Origin of the sequence: Burkholderia sp. Ac-20384, from assembly GCF_017104605.1 — a bacterium.
In the GTDB taxonomy this organism is placed as follows: Bacteria; Pseudomonadota; Gammaproteobacteria; order Burkholderiales; family Burkholderiaceae; genus Burkholderia; species Burkholderia lata.
The window spans coordinates 1-15,742 of record NZ_JAAGPE010000024.1; the positions used below are offsets into that span (position 1 = coordinate 1).

Genomic DNA, 15,742 nt, shown 5'->3' on the forward strand with positions numbered 1-15,742 from the left:
TGCACCTCGGGCGCGAGCAGCCGCCCCCAGCGGCCGGCATCGCGCAGTGCCTGCGGCAGCGCCGGCAGCGCGACCTCGCCACGGCCGCGCTGGTAGTAGTCGGCGGCGAACGACACGAGCGCGAGCCAGTCCGGCGACAACGGCGGCAGGTCGGTGCAGATCGCGTCGACTGCGCGCAGCCGCGATGGCGGCACATCGGTGTGAGTCGTCACTTCGCAGACGAGCCCGACGGCCTGCCGCTTGCCGAACGGCACCTGCACGAGCGTGCCGGGCCCGGGCACCGGTTGCGCGTCGCAGCGGTAATCGAACAGGGTGGCGAGCGGATGGTCGAGCGCGACGCGCAGATAGGTGCCGCTCATCACGGCGCTCCGGCGGCGGCATGCGCCGCATGGGCATGGACGGCCGACATCCGCGCCCGCATCGTGGCAGCGAACTTAAAGTAAAACTTCAGATTCGGCGCTAAGTTTTGGATTCGCATTAGGAATCGCCGTATACCCTGCCCAGCCTGTGGATAACTTTGTTGAGAACTCGCCGCTCGCTGGCCGCAACGCGCGCGGGGCCGCGCTTTGCGCTGATTTTCGCCGCTTGTTGCGGTGCCCCGCGGAGCCTTATTCCATAAGGCTGCTATTCAAATTACCGGACCATAGCGAGGCGAATTGACCGATACAGGGCTCTACCGCGCTGCAACGTGGAAAATGTGCATAAGTCAAGTCTTGACAAGCACTGAATCGGCAACCGGTGCGGGGTTGCGCCCTGTTTAGTGCCGGCAGCGAAACGCTGTCACGCCGCAGTGCAGCATGACAGCGCTTGCGTTCAGCCAGCGGCTCCGCTACGAATCGCGCGGCTGTGGCTATGCACTTCGTCGACGAGTTCGGCGACGTGATCGGGCGACGTGAATTGCGAAATGCCGTGCCCGAGGTTGAAGACGTGGCCCGGATGATTGCCGTAGCTGTCGAGCACCGCGCGCGCCTGCTCGCGTACCGCAGCCGGCGGCGCAAACAGGATCGTCGGGTCGAGGTTGCCCTGCAGCGCGACCTTGCCCGCGACGCGCTCGCGCGCCTTGCCGAGGTTGACCGTCCAGTCGAGCCCGACCGCATCGACGCCGGTCGCCGCGATCTCCTCGAGCCACAGCCCGCCGCCCTTCGTGAACGTGATCACCGGCACGCGCTCGCCGTCGTGCTCGCGCTTGAGCTGCGAGACGACGCGGCGGATGTAGTCCAGCGAGAAGCGCTGGTACGCGCCGTCCGCCAGCGCGCCGCCCCACGTATCGAAGATCATCACGGCCTGCGCGCCCGCTTCGATCTGCGCGTTCAGGTACGCGGCCACCGCCTGCGCGTTCACGTCGAGGATCCGGTGCATCAGGTCGGGGCGCGAATACGCCATCGACTTCACCGTGCGGAAATCGTCCGACCCGCCGCCTTCGACCATGTAGCACGCGAGCGTCCACGGGCTGCCCGAAAAACCGATCAGCGGCACGCGCTGGCGGCCCTGGCCGTCGGTGAGCGCGCGGCGGATCTCGCGCACGGCGCCCGTTACGTAGCCGAGCGTCTCTTCGATGTCCGGCACCGCGAGCTTCGCGACGTCGGCCTCGGTACGCACCGGATGCGCGAACTTCGGCCCTTCGCCGACCTGGAAGTCGAGGCCGAGCCCCATCGCGTCCGGAATCGTCAGGATGTCCGAGAACAGGATCGCGGCGTCGAGCGGAAAGCGCTCGAGCGGCTGCAGCGTCACTTCGGTCGCGTAGTCGGGATTCTTCGCGAGACCTAGGAAGCTGCCGGCGCGCGCGCGCGTCGCGTTGTATTCGGGCAGGTAGCGGCCGGCCTGGCGCATCAGCCAGATCGGCGTGTAGTCGGTCGGCTCGCGCAGAAGCGCACGCAGGAAGGTGTCGTTGAGCAGGGTATGGGCCACGGTAGGAGCGACGATGCGAGGGCAAAGCGGCATTTTACCGGACAGCCGCCGTCGGGCTGCGCTTGCCGACGCGATGGCGGCCATATGACGCGCGCAATGGCTCCGTTATGATCGGACGCTCATATCGAACGAAACGAAGGAGGAGACCGATGAAGACACTCGCCACGCTCGCCGCCACCGCACTGCTTTGCTGCGCCGCCGCGCACGCGCAGACCGGCGCGGGCGCCGCTGCCGCCGCACCGGGCGCAGGCTCGCGGCTCGACGACGTGCTCGCGCGCGGCACGCTGCGCGTGTGCACGACGGGCGACTACAAGCCGTATTCGTACTACCGCGCGGACGGCCGCTTCGAGGGCATCGACATCGACATGGCCGAATCGCTCGCGAAATCGCTCGGCGTGAAGACCGACTACGTGAAGACGAGCTGGCCGAACCTGACCGGCGATTTCGTCGCGAAATGCGACATCGCGGTGGGCGGCGTGTCGACGACGCTCGAGCGCCAGAAGCGCGTGTTCTTCACGCAGCCGTACGTGGTCGACGGCAAGACGCCGATCGTGCGCTGCGCGGACGCCGACAAATACCAGACCGTCGCGCAGATCGACCGGCCGGAAACGCGTGTGATCGTGAACCCGGGCGGCACCAACGAGCGTTTCGCGAAGCAGTACTTCACGCACGCGAACCTCACTGTCTATCCGGACAACGTAACGATCTTCAAGCAGATCCTCGCCGGCAAGGCGGACGTGATGGTGACGGATGCGTCGGAGACGCTGCTGCAGCAAAAGCTGAATCCGGGCCTGTGCTCGGTGCACCCGGACAAGCCGTTCCAGTTCGGCGAGAAGGCGTACATGGTGCCGCGCGGCGATGTCGCGTTCCAGCAGTACGTCGATCAGTGGCTGCATCTCGCGCTGTCGACCGGCGAATACCAGGCGATTTCGGACAAATGGCTGAAGTAAGCAGGCCCGCGCGCGGCGGCCGATAGCGGGCACCGACCCCGCGGCCACCGCCGCAAAAGTCGCTGCGCGGCGGCGGCCGAAGTGCCGCCGTTACACTTCGACGCAGCGTGCCGACGGCCGCAAAATCGGCCCGAAGCCACCGAATTGGCCGAACGGCCGACTTCCGCGCACACCAATCACGTTTCAAAATCTTTCTGACGAATGACTCGTCATGCGCGGTATCGGGCGAAAGGCGCATTTTCTCGCGTGCAAATCGGCAATTCGTCGAGCCTGATACGCATGAAAAACGCATCGCGCGCATGCGCTGAAAACGCTGCGGAAAATATGAGTAAAAATGACCTTTTTCAGGCCCTCAAAAACAGCAAAAAATCCCGGAAAGCCTTATCTGGCGGGCGTTACAACCTGAAACACTTTGTTACCGCGAGGGGTCATTAATTCGCCCACAATGGCCTCAACGGTTTCAACACGGATGCGGTCTCGTGTGCCAAGTGTGAGCGGACGCGAAGCGCTGCGAGCCAGTCGGTCACGTACCGAAGCCCTTCCGAGGGGCATCCCTGTTGGAGTCGTTTCCGGCCCCCCGCCGGACTCGGTTTCATCTTTGGTCTCCTCGCGCTAACCCCGTAGCGTGTGGTTTTTAGCGGGCTAATAAGCCCGCTTTTTTTCGTCCATCGAAAGCGCAACGGCCCGCAGGCCGCCGCGTTTTTTCCCGCCAGCATGCCGCGCTACGCGGTCTTCTGCACGTCGAGCTTCAGCTCCTCGATCATCCGGTCGCGCATCACGAACTTCTGCACCTTGCCCGTCACCGTCATCGGCAGTTCGTCGACGAAGCGGATGTAGCGCGGAATCTTGTAGTGCGCGATCTGCCCGTTGCAGAACGCACGCACGTCGTCCTCGGTCATCTGCTCGTCCGCGCGCAGCACGATCCACGCGCACAGCTCTTCGCCGTACTTCGTATCGGGCACGCCGAATACCTGCGCGCTCTGGATCTTCGGATGCCGAAACAGGAATTCCTCGATCTCGCGCGGATAGACGTTCTCGCCGCCGCGAATCACCATGTCCTTCAGCCGGCCGACGATGTTGCAGTAGCCGTCCGCGTCGAGCGTCGCGAGGTCGCCCGTATGCATCCAGCCGTCCACCAGCACCTCGCGCGTCTTCGCGTCGTCGTCCCAGTAGCCGAGCATCACCGAATAGCCCTTGGTGCACAGCTCGCCCGTCGCGCCGACCGGCACGATGCCGCCGCTCGGATCGACTACCTTCACTTCCAGATGCGGCTGGATGCGCCCGACCGTCGTCGTGCGCTTCTCGAGCGGATCGTCGGTTGAGCTCTGGAACGACACGGGGCTCGTCTCCGTCATCCCGTACGCGATCGTGATCTCCGACAGGTGCATCTGCGACACGACGCGCTTCATCGTCTCGATCGGGCACGGCGAGCCGGCCATGATCCCGGTGCGCAGCGTCGACAGGTCGAATTTCGCGAACTCGGGGTGATCGAGCTCGGCGATGAACATCGTCGGCACGCCGTGCAGCGCGGTGCAGCGCTCGTCGGCCACCGCCGCGAGCGTCGCGACCGGGTCGAACGCTTCGCCCGGGAACACCATCGCCGCGCCCTTCGACACACATGCGAGCACCGCCAGCACCATCCCGAAACAGTGATACAGCGGCACCGGGATGCACAGCGTGTCCTGCTCGGTGAACCGCATCGCCGTCGCGATCGAGCGCCCGTTGTTGACGACGTTGCGATGCGTGAGCGTCGCGCCCTTCGGGCTGCCGGTCGTGCCGCTCGTGAACTGGATGTTGATCGGCTCGGTGGCCGCGAGCGTCGCGCCGATCGCATCGAGCAACGCGGGGTCGACGGCCTGGCGGCCGCGCGCCATCACGTCCGCGAAGCGGAACATGCCGGCCGGCGCGACGTCGCCCATCGACACGACCGTGCGCAGGCTCGGCACGCGCGCCGCATGCAGGTCGCCCGGCGTCGCGGTCGCGAGCTCCGGCGCGATGGTCTGCAGCATCTCGACGTACGCGCACGTCTTGAAGCGCTCGGCGGCGATCACGGCCTTGCAGCCGACCTTGTTCAGCGCGTATTCGAGCTCCGACAGCCGGTAGGCCGGATTGATGTTGACGAGCACCGCGCCGATCCGCGCGGTCGCGAACTGCGTGAGCAGCCATTCGCTGCGGTTCGGCGACCAGATGCCGACGCGATCGCCCTTCACGATGCCGAGCGAGGCCAGGCCGGACGCGAGCACATCGACCTCGTTCGCGAACTCGCGCCAGGTCCAGCGCACCTGCTGCTCGCGGAACACGACGGCCGGACGATCGGGAAAGCGGCTGGCCGTATCCAGCAGGAACCGGCCGATCGTCGCTTCGGACAGCGGTACATCGGTCGTGCCGCGTACGTACGACAATCCGTTTTCGGGCGCGATCAGCGCCCCTACGCCAAGGTCTGCTGCCATGAATGTCTCCGTCCTTTTTGTCTGATCGGCCTGCACGCGCCTTCGGCGCCCGCCTCCGCCGCGCAATCGCGACGGACGGCCTCAACAAGGATGATGACGCGCGCGGCTGACGATACTCTGACAGCAAATCGCGGCGGACGGATGAAATAGCACGACCGGACGGATTGATCCGGCCCGCAAAAAATCAGACGAACACGACGGACGAAAAAAAAGCAGCCCGAAGGCTGCTTTCTTTCGCGGGATACGCGACGCGGCTCAGTGCCGGCTGCGAATCTTCGCCAGACGCTGGATCGCCTCGAGCTGCGCCATCGCGGTCGCGAGCTCGGATTGCGCCTTCGCGAGGTCGAGATCCGACTTCGCGTTCTGCAGCGTTTCCTCGGCACGCTTGCGTGCTTCCTCGGCTTTCGCCGCGTCGAGGTCCTTGCCGCGGATCGCGGTATCGGCGAGCACCGTCACGGCACCCGGCTGCACTTCGAGAATGCCGCCCGCGACGAACACGAATTCGTCGTTGCCGCCCTCGACTTCGATGCGCACCGCACCCGGACGAATCCGCGTGATCAGCGGCGTGTGACCCGGCAGAATGCCCAGCTCACCCGTTTCGCCCGGCAGCGCGACGAATTTCGCCTCGCCCGAGAAGATCTGCTCTTCCGCGCTGACGACGTCTACTTTGATGGTTGCCATATGGACTCCTGTCGGCGAGAGCGAACGCCTTGCGGCGCCTGCCCTCGTCCCATGCACGGCGGATTGAGCGTGTTGCGGTCGGCGCGACCGGCCTGACTATCGGTCAATGAAGACCGACAACCCGACCCGCACGCGCCGTGCGACTCACTCGAACCCTTACGAGATCTTCTTGGCCTTTTCGAAGGCTTCGTCGATCGTGCCGACCATGTAGAACGCCTGTTCCGGCAGGTGGTCGCACTCGCCGTCGACGATCATCTTGAAGCCGCGGATCGTTTCCTTCAGCGGCACGTACTTGCCCGGCGAGCCCGTGAACACTTCAGCAACGTGGAACGGCTGCGACAGGAAACGCTGGATCTTACGAGCGCGCGCGACCGACAGCTTGTCTTCCGGCGACAGTTCGTCCATACCCAGAATCGCGATGATGTCGCGCAGTTCCTTGTAGCGCTGCAGCGTTTGCTGAACGCGACGGGTGATCGAGTAGTGCTCTTCACCGATCACGTTCGGGTCGATCTGGCGCGACGTCGAGTCGAGCGGGTCGACCGCCGGGTAGATACCCAGCGAAGCGATGTCACGCGACAGAACGACGGTTGCGTCCAAGTGGCCGAAGGTCGTAGCCGGCGACGGGTCGGTCAAGTCATCCGCAGGGACGTACACGGCCTGGACCGACGTAATCGAGCCCTTCTTGGTCGACGTGATGCGCTCTTGCAGCTTGCCCATTTCTTCAGCCAGCGTCGGCTGATAGCCCACTGCCGACGGCATACGGCCGAGCAGTGCCGACACTTCGGTACCGGCCAGCGTGAAACGGTAGATGTTGTCGACGAAGAACAGCACGTCGAGGCCTTCGTCACGGAAGTGCTCGGCCATCGTCAGGCCGGTCAGCGCGACGCGCAGACGGTTGCCCGGCGGCTCGTTCATCTGGCCGTACACCAGCGCGACCTTGTCGAGAACGTTCGAGTCCTTCATTTCGTGGTAGAAGTCGTTCCCTTCACGGGTACGCTCGCCCACGCCCGCGAACACGGAGTAACCGCCGTGTTCCTTCGCGATGTTGTTGATGAGCTCCATCATGTTGACGGTCTTGCCCACGCCAGCACCGCCGAACAGGCCAACCTTGCCGCCCTTTGCGAACGGGCAGATCAGGTCGATAACCTTGATACCCGTTTCGAGCAGTTCGGTCGACGGCGACAGTTCGTCGAACGCCGGAGCCTTCTGGTGGATCGAACGCGTCGTTTCGCTTTCGATCGGGCCAGCTTCGTCGATCGGACGGCCGAGGACGTCCATGATTCGGCCGAGGGTCGGCTTGCCGACCGGCACCGAGATCGGCTTGGCCGTGTTCTTCACGGTCAGGCCGCGGCGCAGGCCGTCGGATGCACCCAGACAGATGGTACGGACAACGCCGTCGCCCAGCTGCTGCTGGACTTCGAGCGTCAGTTCCGAGCCATCGAGAATGAGCGCGTCGTAGATCTTCGGCATGCTGTCGCGCGGGAATTCCACGTCGATAACGGCGCCGATGCACTGTACGATCTTGCCTTCTACCAAAGCAGCAGTACTCATCGCTTTTCCTTTAAATACCTGATTCTTTACTCGCGCAAAGGCGCAGTTGTCGTCCCGGGCGCGCGCTTAAACAGCGGCTGCGCCGCCGACGATCTCCGACAGTTCTTTCGTGATCGCGGCCTGACGGCTCTTGTTGTACACGAGCTGCAGTTCGCTGATCACCGTCTTCGCGTTGTCGGACGCGGCCTTCATCGCGACCATGCGCGCCGATTGCTCGGACGCCATGTTTTCCGCGACGGCCTGGTACACCAGCGCCTCGACGTAACGCACGAGCAGTTCGTCGACGACTGCCTGCGCGTCCGGCTCGTAGATGTAGTCCCACGACGTGGCCGGCGTACCGTCATCGGCTTCGAAGTGTTCCGACGACAGCGGCAGCAACTGCTCGATCACGGCTTCCTGCTTCATCGTGTTGACGAAGCGCGTGTAAGCGATATAAACCGCCGACAGCTTGCCTTCCGAGTACAGATCGAGCTGCGTCTTCACGGCGCCGATCAGCTTGTCCAGATGCGGGGTGTCGCCGAGGTGCACGACCTGCGACATCACCTTCGCGCCGAAGCGGTTCAGGAACCCGAGGCCCTTGCTACCGATCGCGGTGGCTTCGACCTTCTGACCCTTCTCTTCCAGCTCCTTGAACTTCTGCACCGTCGCACGCAGCACGTTGGTGTTCAGACCACCGCACAAACCCTTGTCCGTCGTGACGAGGATGATGCCGGCCGTCTTCGCGCCTTCGTTCGCCACCATGAACGGGTGGCGGTACTCCGGGTTCGCGCGGCTCATGTGCGCAGCGATGGCACGGACCTTGTCCGCATACGGACGAGCGGCGCGCATGCGTTCCTGCGCGCGGCGCATCTTCGATGCGGCCACCATCTCCATCGCCTTCGTGATCTTGCGCGTGTTCTGCACGCTCTTGATCTTGCCGCGAATTTCCTTCATTCCAGCCATAGCTTGCTCCTTGACCGAAGCGGCGCGGGCGCATCAGCACCCGCGCGGCCTCAGTGTGTCACTCGCGGATCAATAGGCACCGGACTTCTTGAAGGATTCGATCGCCGAGCGCAGTGCGCCTTCGTCGTCCTTCGAGAGATCCTTGGTGTCTTCGATGCGCTTGATGAGGTCAGCGTTGCTGGTCTTCAGGCTTTCGCGCAGGCCCTTCTCGAACGACAGCACTTGCTTGACGTCGAGGTCGTCGAGGTAGCCGTTGTTCGCGGCGTACAGCGACACGGCCAGTTCCCACACCTGCAGCGGCTGGTACTGCGGCTGCTTCAGCAGTTCCGTCACGCGGCGGCCGCGCTCGAGCTGCTTGCGGGTCGCTTCGTCGAGGTCCGATGCGAACTGGGCGAATGCCGCCAGTTCACGATACTGCGCGAGGTCGGTACGGATACCGCCCGACAGCTTCTTCACGACCTTCGTCTGAGCAGCGCCACCGACTCGCGACACCGACACGCCGGCGTTGATTGCCGGGCGGATGCCTGCGTTGAACAGGTCGGTTTCCAGGAAGATCTGGCCGTCGGTAATCGAGATCACGTTCGTCGGAACGAACGCGGTCACGTCGCCAGCCTGCGTTTCGATGACCGGCAGTGCCGTCAGCGAACCGCTCTTGCCCTTCACTTCGCCGTTCGTGAACTTCTCGACGTACTCTTCCGAGACACGAGCAGCACGCTCGAGCAGACGCGAGTGGAGATAGAACACGTCACCCGGGTACGCTTCACGGCCCGGCGGGCGGCGCAGCAGCAGCGAGATCTGACGGTATGCCCAGGCTTGCTTGGTCAAGTCGTCATAAATGATCAGCGCGTCTTGACCGCGGTCGCGGAAGTATTCGCCCATCGTGCAGCCGGCGTACGGTGCGAGGTACTGCATCGCTGCCGAATCCGAAGCCGAAGCGGCGACGACGATCGTGTATTCCATCGCGCCCGTTTCTTCGAGCTTGCGAACCACGTTCATGATCGACGAAGCCTTCTGGCCGATCGCGACGTAGATACAGATCAGGTCCTTGCCCTTCTGGTTGATGATCGCGTCGAGCGCCACTGCGGTCTTGCCGCACTGACGGTCGCCGATGATCAGCTCACGCTGGCCACGGCCGATCGGCACCATTGCGTCGATCGACTTGATGCCCGTCTGCACCGGCTGCGACACCGACTTACGCCAGATCACGCCCGGGGCGATCTTTTCGATCGCATCGGTCAGCTTGGCGTTGACCGGGCCCTTGCCGTCGATCGGGTTGCCGAGCGCATCGACCACACGGCCGACGAGTTCCGGACCAACCGGGACTTCGAGAATGCGGCCCGTCGTCTTGACGATGTCGCCTTCCGAGATGTGTTCGTATTCGCCGAGAATCACCGCGCCGACCGAGTCGCGCTCGAGGTTCAGCGCGAGACCGAACGTGTTGCCCGGAAACTCGAGCATTTCGCCCTGCATCACGTCCGACAGGCCGTGGATACGCACGATACCGTCGGTCACGGAGATCACGGTGCCCTGGTTGCGAACGTCTGCGCTCGCTTCAAGGCCCTGGATCCGGCTCTTGATCAGCTCGCTGATCTCAGAGGGATTGAGTTGCATTATTCGCTCCTGATAGTCAATTCTGTTGCGTGCCGGCGTGGCGCTCAGGCGGTCAACGCTGCCTGCATCGATGCGAGGCGCGCGCGAACCGAGGTGTCGAGCACTTCGTCGCCGACCGTCACGCGCACGCCGCCGATCAGCGACGAATCGACTGCGACCGTCGGTTTCAGCTTGCGCTTGAACTTGCGTTCGAGGCCCGAGACGAGACTCTCGAGATCCGCGCCGTTCAGCGGGAACGCGCTCACGATCTCGGCGTCGGCTGCACCTTCACGTTCGTTCTTGAGCGCCTCGAACTGCTCTGCGATTTCCGGCAGCAGCGCGATGCGATGATTGTCGACCAGCATCTGCACGAAGTTCTTCGCTTCTGCGCCAGCTCCGAGCGGCGACTTCACCGCAGCAAGCAGCAACTCGGCTACTTGCGTGCGCGTCACCTTCGGGCTCGACGCGACCGACAGGACTTCCGGCAGACGCGCAACCTGGGCCAGCTCTTGCACGAGCGTGGACCAGGCGGCGATGTCACCGCCCTCGGCCACGCGGAACAGCGCTTCTGCGTAAGGGCGGGCGATGGTTGCAAGTTCGGCCATGATCAGAGCTCGGCTTTCAGTTGATTCAGCAGTTGGGCGTGGGCCGTTTGATCGACTTCGCGCTTCAGGATCTGCTCGGCGCCCTTCACGGCCAGCGTAGCGACTTCACCACGCAGCGCTTCGCGCGCCTTCACGATTTGCTGTTCTGCTTCCGCCTTCGCCTGGGCGATGATGCGGGCGGCTTCAGCCTGGGCGTTGGACTTGATTTCCTCGGCGACCGCCTGGGCACGCTTTTCAGCGTCGGCGATGCGCTGCTGGCCGTCATTGCGGGCCTGCGCGAGTTCCTGGTCCACGCGCTTGTGCGCTGCGTCGAGTTCTGCCTTGCCCTTCTCGGCGGCGGCGAGGCCGTCGGCGATCTTCTTCGAACGTTCGTCGAGGGCGTTGATCAACGGCGGCCACACGAATTTCATCGTGAACCACGCGAGGACCAGGAACACGACCATTTGCGCAAACAGAGTTGCGTTGAGATTCACGGTGTTTCCTTATCTGCTATTCCGGAAAAATGAAACGGTAAGGCGCTCATCGAGTTGCATTCGATCAGCGCCCCAAGTCTCCGTTCCGCCCTGCGCCGGCTTGCGCCGGACGCATGTTTCCGAGAAACCTTAGCCTGCGAGCTTCGACAGGAGCGGGTTCGCGAACGCGAACAGCATTGCAACACCCACGCCGATCAGGAATGCCGCGTCGATCAGACCAGCCAGCAGGAACATCTTCGTTTGCAGCGGGTTGATGAGTTCCGGCTGACGTGCGCAGGCTTCGATGTACTTACCACCCATCAGCGCGATACCGATACAGGCGCCGATTGCACCCAGGCCGATGATGATGCCGATACCGATGGCGGTCAGACCCTGGATGTTGGCGATGTAAGCTTGCATGATCACTCCTTTGTGAAAAGACTTGGAACTGAGATTTAAAAAACTAAAACGGAAACTCTTTCTTGCACGCCGCGCTTAGTGCTTGTCGTGCGCCTGGCCGAGATACACCAGCGTCAGCATCATGAAAATGAATGCCTGCAACAGAACAATCAGGATGTGGAAGATTGCCCAGACGCTGCCCGCGATCACGTGGCCAACGAAGCCGAGGAACGTTGCGTCGCCACCGAAGCTCCACATGCTGCCGAGCAGGGCGATCAACAGGAACAACAGCTCACCCGCGTACATGTTGCCGAACAGCCGCATACCGAGGGAGACGGTCTTCGCGAGATATTCGACGATGTTGAGCGCGAGGTTCGGGATCCACAGCAGCGGGTGGGCGCCAAACGGTGCCGACAGCAGCTCATGCACAAAGCCGCCCGCGCCCTTGATCTTGATGCTGTAGTAGATCATCAGGACGAACACGCCGAGCGCGATGCCGAGCGTGCCGTTCAGGTCGGCCGTCGGGACGATGCGATGGTGGGAAATTACGTTCGACAGACCGAGCAGCTCGATGATGCGGCCCGGCAGGTCGACCGGCAGGAAGTCGAGGGAGTTCATCAGCGCGACCCACACGAACACGGTGAGCGCGAGCGGAGCGATGAAGGTACGATTGCCGTGAACGATGGCCTTCGATTGGTCTTCGACCATCTCGACGAGCATCTCGATTGCGCACTGGAAGCGGCCCGGCACGCCCGACGTCGCCTTGCGGGCGGCCAGACGCAGCACGAGGATCGTCACGATGCCGCAAACGATCGACCAGAACAGCGTGTCGAGATTCCAGACGTGGATGTCGAAAATCGACGTCTGATGCGAGGTGGAGAAATTCTGCAAGTGGTGCGCAATGTACTCGGACGGATCCGGACCGCGCGTGCCTTCGCTAGCTGCCATATCGTTAATGCCACCCAAATTGTCGAAAATCGTTTTGCCAGTTCCGCAACACGCTATTGCGGGAACGGGCCGGTGCGGTTCGTTGTCGAAACCGCACGCTGCTTGTTCCTTACCGCCAGGCCAGCGCGATCCAGTACGTCTTCAGCACGACGAGGTATGTAACGAGGAACGGCACCCAGTGCACGCCGGACCAGCCGAACGCCACTGCAGTGAACATCCCGATCGTCAGAGCGAGCTTCAGGGCTTCGCCCATCACCCAGCTCATCACGGTGGCCGAGCCACCTGCCTTCAGTCGTGCCACGAATACCGCACTGGGCACCCAGCCGATCGCTCCGCCCAGAAACGCGGATTGCGCAGCGGCGCCCGGCGACTTTGAAAACAGCCACCACGCCAGCGTTGCAACCAGGGACAGAACCACTTGCGCGAATACCACCTTATAAGGGGTCACGCGCGAGGGCTTGCTCACGTCCGGGCCGAACAGCTTTTCGGCTTCTACCCGTGTGAGCGGAACGATATTGTTATCTTGCTGCTCGGCATCCCAGTCATCATCGAATTCGCGCCGCTCGCCGGCCGCTGAAGCGGTGCGTTGCGTGCGCTGATCATCGTGCCTGTCGTCCGGCGCCTGACCCGCCATCGCAATCTTCCGCAAAATCCTTGAACCCGGCCCCAAGCTTTCTGAAAGCTTTCAGGGGTGCCTAGCTAACAAATCCGGGCGATTGTAAGCGATAGTTGCAAGTGATTCAAGGCTTTAGACGCGACAAAAACCTGCGTAAAACGACGCCTCATCATGTGAAAAAACGCGCGATTCGACGACGTACGATGACAGTTGTAAGGTCGCTTTTTTGCACCGGTATTTCTTGCTCGAAAAAATCCGGCGACGAGGGAATGGTGAGGAAACGATGCCCGGCGCGGGCGCCGGCGGGGCGGCACGATCGCCACCCAGGATCCACGCTGTGACGCGACTTCGGACCCGAGCTCCGCACGACACCCCGAACAAGCGAAACACTGTGGCCGCCCGGCCGCGACGGATGCGCGAAATCCGGACCGTCGTTGACGCAGCGAATTATCCAATCAGTTGTCATGCCACCACAGTCGATCGACTGTGGATTGCCGCACTTATCAACAGCCCCGCACCAGCGCGAATGCTGTGCGCCCTCCTCGCCACTCGAATGGCACGCCTGTGCCACGCACAGCGGCATCGCTCAACCGTGAACGAGCAGCCATGCGCCGAGTGCCGCGCTGGCGAGCGCGAACGGAATCGAGACCAGGTGGAACGGCAGCCACATGCGCGGCTCCTTCGCGAGACGCACCGCGATCAGGTTCGCCAGCGAGCCGATCGCGAAGCCGAATCCGCCGACCGATACGCCGAACGCGAGCGCGCGCCAGTCATGCGTGAACTCCGACAACAGGATCGCGGCCGGCACGTTGCTGATGCCCTGCGACAGCACGGCACCGGCCGCAAAGATGCGCAGCGGCGAATCGAGGCGCGCATGCGCAATCGCGTCATGGATGGCAGGCAGCGCCGCCGCGCTGCGCAGCACGACGAACATCAGCACGAAGATCAGCAGCAGCAGCCAGTCGATCTTCAGGACTGCGTCGCGTTTTACGACGAGCAGCACGATCGCGACGGCGACCAGGCCCGGCAGCGGATGATGCGCATCGGCGAGCAGCACGAATGCCGCGAACAGCACCGCCGCGATCAGCGCGTGCACGCGTTGTACGGGAATGGCGACGACGTCGCCGGACAGGTCGAGCGGCTTCGCGCGAAACGCGCACGCGGTCAGCACAAACAGCAGCGCCATCAGCGCGATCGCGAGCGGCCCGAGCGTGACCACGAAGTGGCCGAACGACACGCCACTCAATTGCCACAGGAAAAGATTCTGGGGATTGCCGAGCGGCGTCGCGACGGACCCCGCGTTGACCGCCAGCGCGACGACGATCACGAGCCGCCGGAACGGCAGCGGCGTCAGCGCACGCAGCGACACCATCAACGGCACGACGACGAACAGCGCGACGTCGTTGGTGAGCCACATCGACAGCACCGCGGCGAACCCGACGAGCAGCATCGCGAGCCCGCGTTCGGAATGCACGTGATGCACGATGCGGTGCGCGAGCCACATCAGGCAGCCGGACAACTCGAGCGCCTTGGTCAGCATCAAGAGGCCCGCGAGCGTCGCGACCGTCTGCCAGTCGACACGATCGGCCAACACGGAAAATGGTTGCGGACGCACCCATTGCAGCACAATCAGGCCCAGCGCGAGCACCGATAGCACGGGCTCCTGCGCAAGCCATCCGAGCCACCGGCGCGGCGCCGGTGCGCCCGTCTCTTCCATCGGCGGCCCGTTACTCTTCGGTTGCGACGTTGCCGCGCAGTCGCACGAGAATGCCCTCGAGCGCGTCGAGGTTGCCGAAGTCGATCGTCACCTGCCCTCGCCCGCGGCGGCCGAGCTTGATCTTCACCGTCGACGCGAGCAGGTCGGACAATTCCTCCTCGAGACGGCGCGTATCGCGGCCGCCGTCGTCCTTCGCCCGCGCCTTCACGGCCGGCACTTCCTTCGTCGTGTGCGTGACGAGCTTCTCGGTCTCGCGCACCGACATGCGCTTGTTGACGACCTGATGGGCGAGCGTGATCTGCGTGGCCGCATCGACGGCGAGCAGCGCACGCGCATGGCCCATGTCAAGATCGCCAGCCAGCAGCATCGTCTGCACCGGCGAAGCCAGGTTCAGCAGACGCAGCAGGTTCGACACCGCGCTGCGCGAACGGCCGACCGATTCGGCCGCCTGTTCGTGCGTGAAACCAAACTCGTCGAGCAGGCGCTGGATACCATGCGCCTCTTCAAGCGGGTTCAGGTCCTCGCGCTGAATGTTCTCGATCAGCGCCATCGCCGCGGCGGCCTGATCCGATACGTCCTTTACGAGCACCGGCACTTCATCGAGGCCCGCCAGGCGCGCCGCGCGGAAACGGCGTTCGCCTGCGATGATCTCATATTTGTCTGATGAAATGGGCCGTACCAGGATCGGCTGCATCACGCCCTGTGCGCGAATGCTTGCCGCGAGCTCCTGCAGGCTGCCTTCGTCCATCCGCGTCCGCGGCTGGTACTTGCCGGCCTGCAGCTTGCCAAGCGCGAGCGTGTTCGGTGCCCCTTCGATCTTCACCGCTTCGGTGATATCGGCACTGCCGCCGAGCAGCGCTTCGAGGCCACGTCCCAAGCCCTTCTTCTTTGGTACCGCGTTCATGTCTTTCTTCCTCGCTTCGCTCATGTCCG

Annotated in this window: 14 protein-coding genes and 1 pseudogene; 1 reads left to right on the top strand and 14 read right to left on the bottom strand. The window is 63.6% G+C overall.

What is annotated here, in order from left to right:
- Window positions 1-359 (bottom strand): annotated as a pseudogene (locus tag G3O00_RS07000) (primosomal protein N'); the annotation flags it as partial.
- A gap of 454 nt (window positions 360-813) precedes the next feature.
- On the bottom strand, window positions 814-1,908 hold the full coding sequence (hemE, locus tag G3O00_RS07005) for a uroporphyrinogen decarboxylase (protein ID WP_041492712.1): 1,095 nt from the start codon (window positions 1,906-1,908) through the stop codon (window positions 814-816).
- Between the two features lie 149 nt (window positions 1,909-2,057).
- Here hemE and G3O00_RS07010 point away from each other — a divergent pair, with 149 nt between their 5' ends.
- Complete coding sequence (locus G3O00_RS07010; RefSeq protein WP_011350529.1) at window positions 2,058-2,858, top strand: transporter substrate-binding domain-containing protein; 801 nt, start codon at window positions 2,058-2,060, stop codon at window positions 2,856-2,858.
- A gap of 722 nt (window positions 2,859-3,580) precedes the next feature.
- Here the strand turns inward: G3O00_RS07010 and G3O00_RS07015 are convergent.
- From G3O00_RS07015 to G3O00_RS07070, 12 genes are all read right to left on the bottom strand, one after another.
- Window positions 3,581-5,308 (bottom strand): AMP-binding protein, encoded by a 1,728-nt coding sequence (locus tag G3O00_RS07015; RefSeq protein ID WP_206142559.1) that lies wholly within the window; start codon window positions 5,306-5,308, stop codon window positions 3,581-3,583.
- Window positions 5,309-5,563: 255 nt separating this feature from the next.
- A complete protein-coding gene (locus tag G3O00_RS07020) occupies window positions 5,564-5,989 on the bottom strand; it encodes a F0F1 ATP synthase subunit epsilon (protein ID WP_006477288.1) in 426 nt (141 codons plus the stop codon).
- Window positions 5,990-6,145: 156 nt separating this feature from the next.
- Complete coding sequence (atpD, locus tag G3O00_RS07025) at window positions 6,146-7,540, bottom strand: F0F1 ATP synthase subunit beta (protein ID WP_011350527.1); 1,395 nt, start codon at window positions 7,538-7,540, stop codon at window positions 6,146-6,148.
- Window positions 7,541-7,606: 66 nt separating this feature from the next.
- Window positions 7,607-8,482 (bottom strand): F0F1 ATP synthase subunit gamma, encoded by an 876-nt coding sequence (gene atpG / locus G3O00_RS07030; RefSeq protein WP_043184895.1) that lies wholly within the window; start codon window positions 8,480-8,482, stop codon window positions 7,607-7,609.
- A gap of 69 nt (window positions 8,483-8,551) precedes the next feature.
- Window positions 8,552-10,093, bottom strand: a complete 1,542-nt coding sequence (gene atpA / locus G3O00_RS07035) for a F0F1 ATP synthase subunit alpha (protein WP_011350525.1) — start codon at window positions 10,091-10,093, stop codon at window positions 8,552-8,554.
- A gap of 44 nt (window positions 10,094-10,137) precedes the next feature.
- Window positions 10,138-10,677 (bottom strand): F0F1 ATP synthase subunit delta, encoded by a 540-nt coding sequence (locus G3O00_RS07040; protein WP_011350524.1) that lies wholly within the window; start codon window positions 10,675-10,677, stop codon window positions 10,138-10,140.
- 2 nt (window positions 10,678-10,679) lie between these two features.
- Complete coding sequence (locus G3O00_RS07045; protein ID WP_011350523.1) at window positions 10,680-11,150, bottom strand: F0F1 ATP synthase subunit B; 471 nt, start codon at window positions 11,148-11,150, stop codon at window positions 10,680-10,682.
- Between the two features lie 129 nt (window positions 11,151-11,279).
- Window positions 11,280-11,549: a F0F1 ATP synthase subunit C gene (atpE, locus tag G3O00_RS07050; RefSeq protein WP_006482730.1), complete on the bottom strand. Its 270-nt coding sequence runs from the start codon at window positions 11,547-11,549 to the stop codon at window positions 11,280-11,282.
- Window positions 11,550-11,624: 75 nt separating this feature from the next.
- Window positions 11,625-12,476: a F0F1 ATP synthase subunit A gene (gene atpB / locus G3O00_RS07055; protein ID WP_174935559.1), complete on the bottom strand. Its 852-nt coding sequence runs from the start codon at window positions 12,474-12,476 to the stop codon at window positions 11,625-11,627.
- Between the two features lie 109 nt (window positions 12,477-12,585).
- Window positions 12,586-13,110: an ATP synthase subunit I gene (locus G3O00_RS07060; protein ID WP_011350521.1), complete on the bottom strand. Its 525-nt coding sequence runs from the start codon at window positions 13,108-13,110 to the stop codon at window positions 12,586-12,588.
- Between the two features lie 568 nt (window positions 13,111-13,678).
- Window positions 13,679-14,809, bottom strand: coding sequence for an SLC13 family permease (locus tag G3O00_RS07065; RefSeq protein WP_206142560.1), 1,131 nt, complete (start codon window positions 14,807-14,809; stop codon window positions 13,679-13,681).
- 10 nt (window positions 14,810-14,819) lie between these two features.
- On the bottom strand, window positions 14,820-15,713 hold the full coding sequence (locus tag G3O00_RS07070) for a ParB/RepB/Spo0J family partition protein (protein ID WP_041492996.1): 894 nt from the start codon (window positions 15,711-15,713) through the stop codon (window positions 14,820-14,822).
- Window positions 15,714-15,742 lie beyond the last annotated feature (29 nt).

Excerpts from the sequence above, each read along its gene's own strand:
- G3O00_RS07020 (WP_006477288.1), bottom strand. The coding sequence starts at position 5,989 with ATGGCAACCATCAAAGTAGACGTCGTCAGCGCGGAAGAGCAGATCTTC.
- G3O00_RS07010 (WP_011350529.1), top strand. The coding sequence starts at position 2,058 with ATGAAGACACTCGCCACGCTCGCCGCCACCGCACTGCTTTGCTGCGCC.
- G3O00_RS07015 (WP_206142559.1), bottom strand. The coding sequence starts at position 5,308 with ATGGCAGCAGACCTTGGCGTAGGGGCGCTGATCGCGCCCGAAAACGGA.
- G3O00_RS07040 (WP_011350524.1), bottom strand. The coding sequence starts at position 10,677 with ATGGCCGAACTTGCAACCATCGCCCGCCCTTACGCAGAAGCGCTGTTC.
- atpG (WP_043184895.1), bottom strand. The coding sequence starts at position 8,482 with ATGGCTGGAATGAAGGAAATTCGCGGCAAGATCAAGAGCGTGCAGAAC.
- G3O00_RS07065 (WP_206142560.1), bottom strand. The coding sequence starts at position 14,809 with ATGGAAGAGACGGGCGCACCGGCGCCGCGCCGGTGGCTCGGATGGCTT.
- G3O00_RS07070 (WP_041492996.1), bottom strand. The coding sequence starts at position 15,713 with ATGAACGCGGTACCAAAGAAGAAGGGCTTGGGACGTGGCCTCGAAGCG.
- atpE (WP_006482730.1), bottom strand. The coding sequence starts at position 11,549 with ATGCAAGCTTACATCGCCAACATCCAGGGTCTGACCGCCATCGGTATC.
- atpD (WP_011350527.1), bottom strand. The coding sequence starts at position 7,540 with ATGAGTACTGCTGCTTTGGTAGAAGGCAAGATCGTACAGTGCATCGGC.
- atpA (WP_011350525.1), bottom strand. The coding sequence starts at position 10,093 with ATGCAACTCAATCCCTCTGAGATCAGCGAGCTGATCAAGAGCCGGATC.
- atpB (WP_174935559.1), bottom strand. The coding sequence starts at position 12,476 with ATGGCAGCTAGCGAAGGCACGCGCGGTCCGGATCCGTCCGAGTACATT.
- G3O00_RS07060 (WP_011350521.1), bottom strand. The coding sequence starts at position 13,110 with ATGGCGGGTCAGGCGCCGGACGACAGGCACGATGATCAGCGCACGCAA.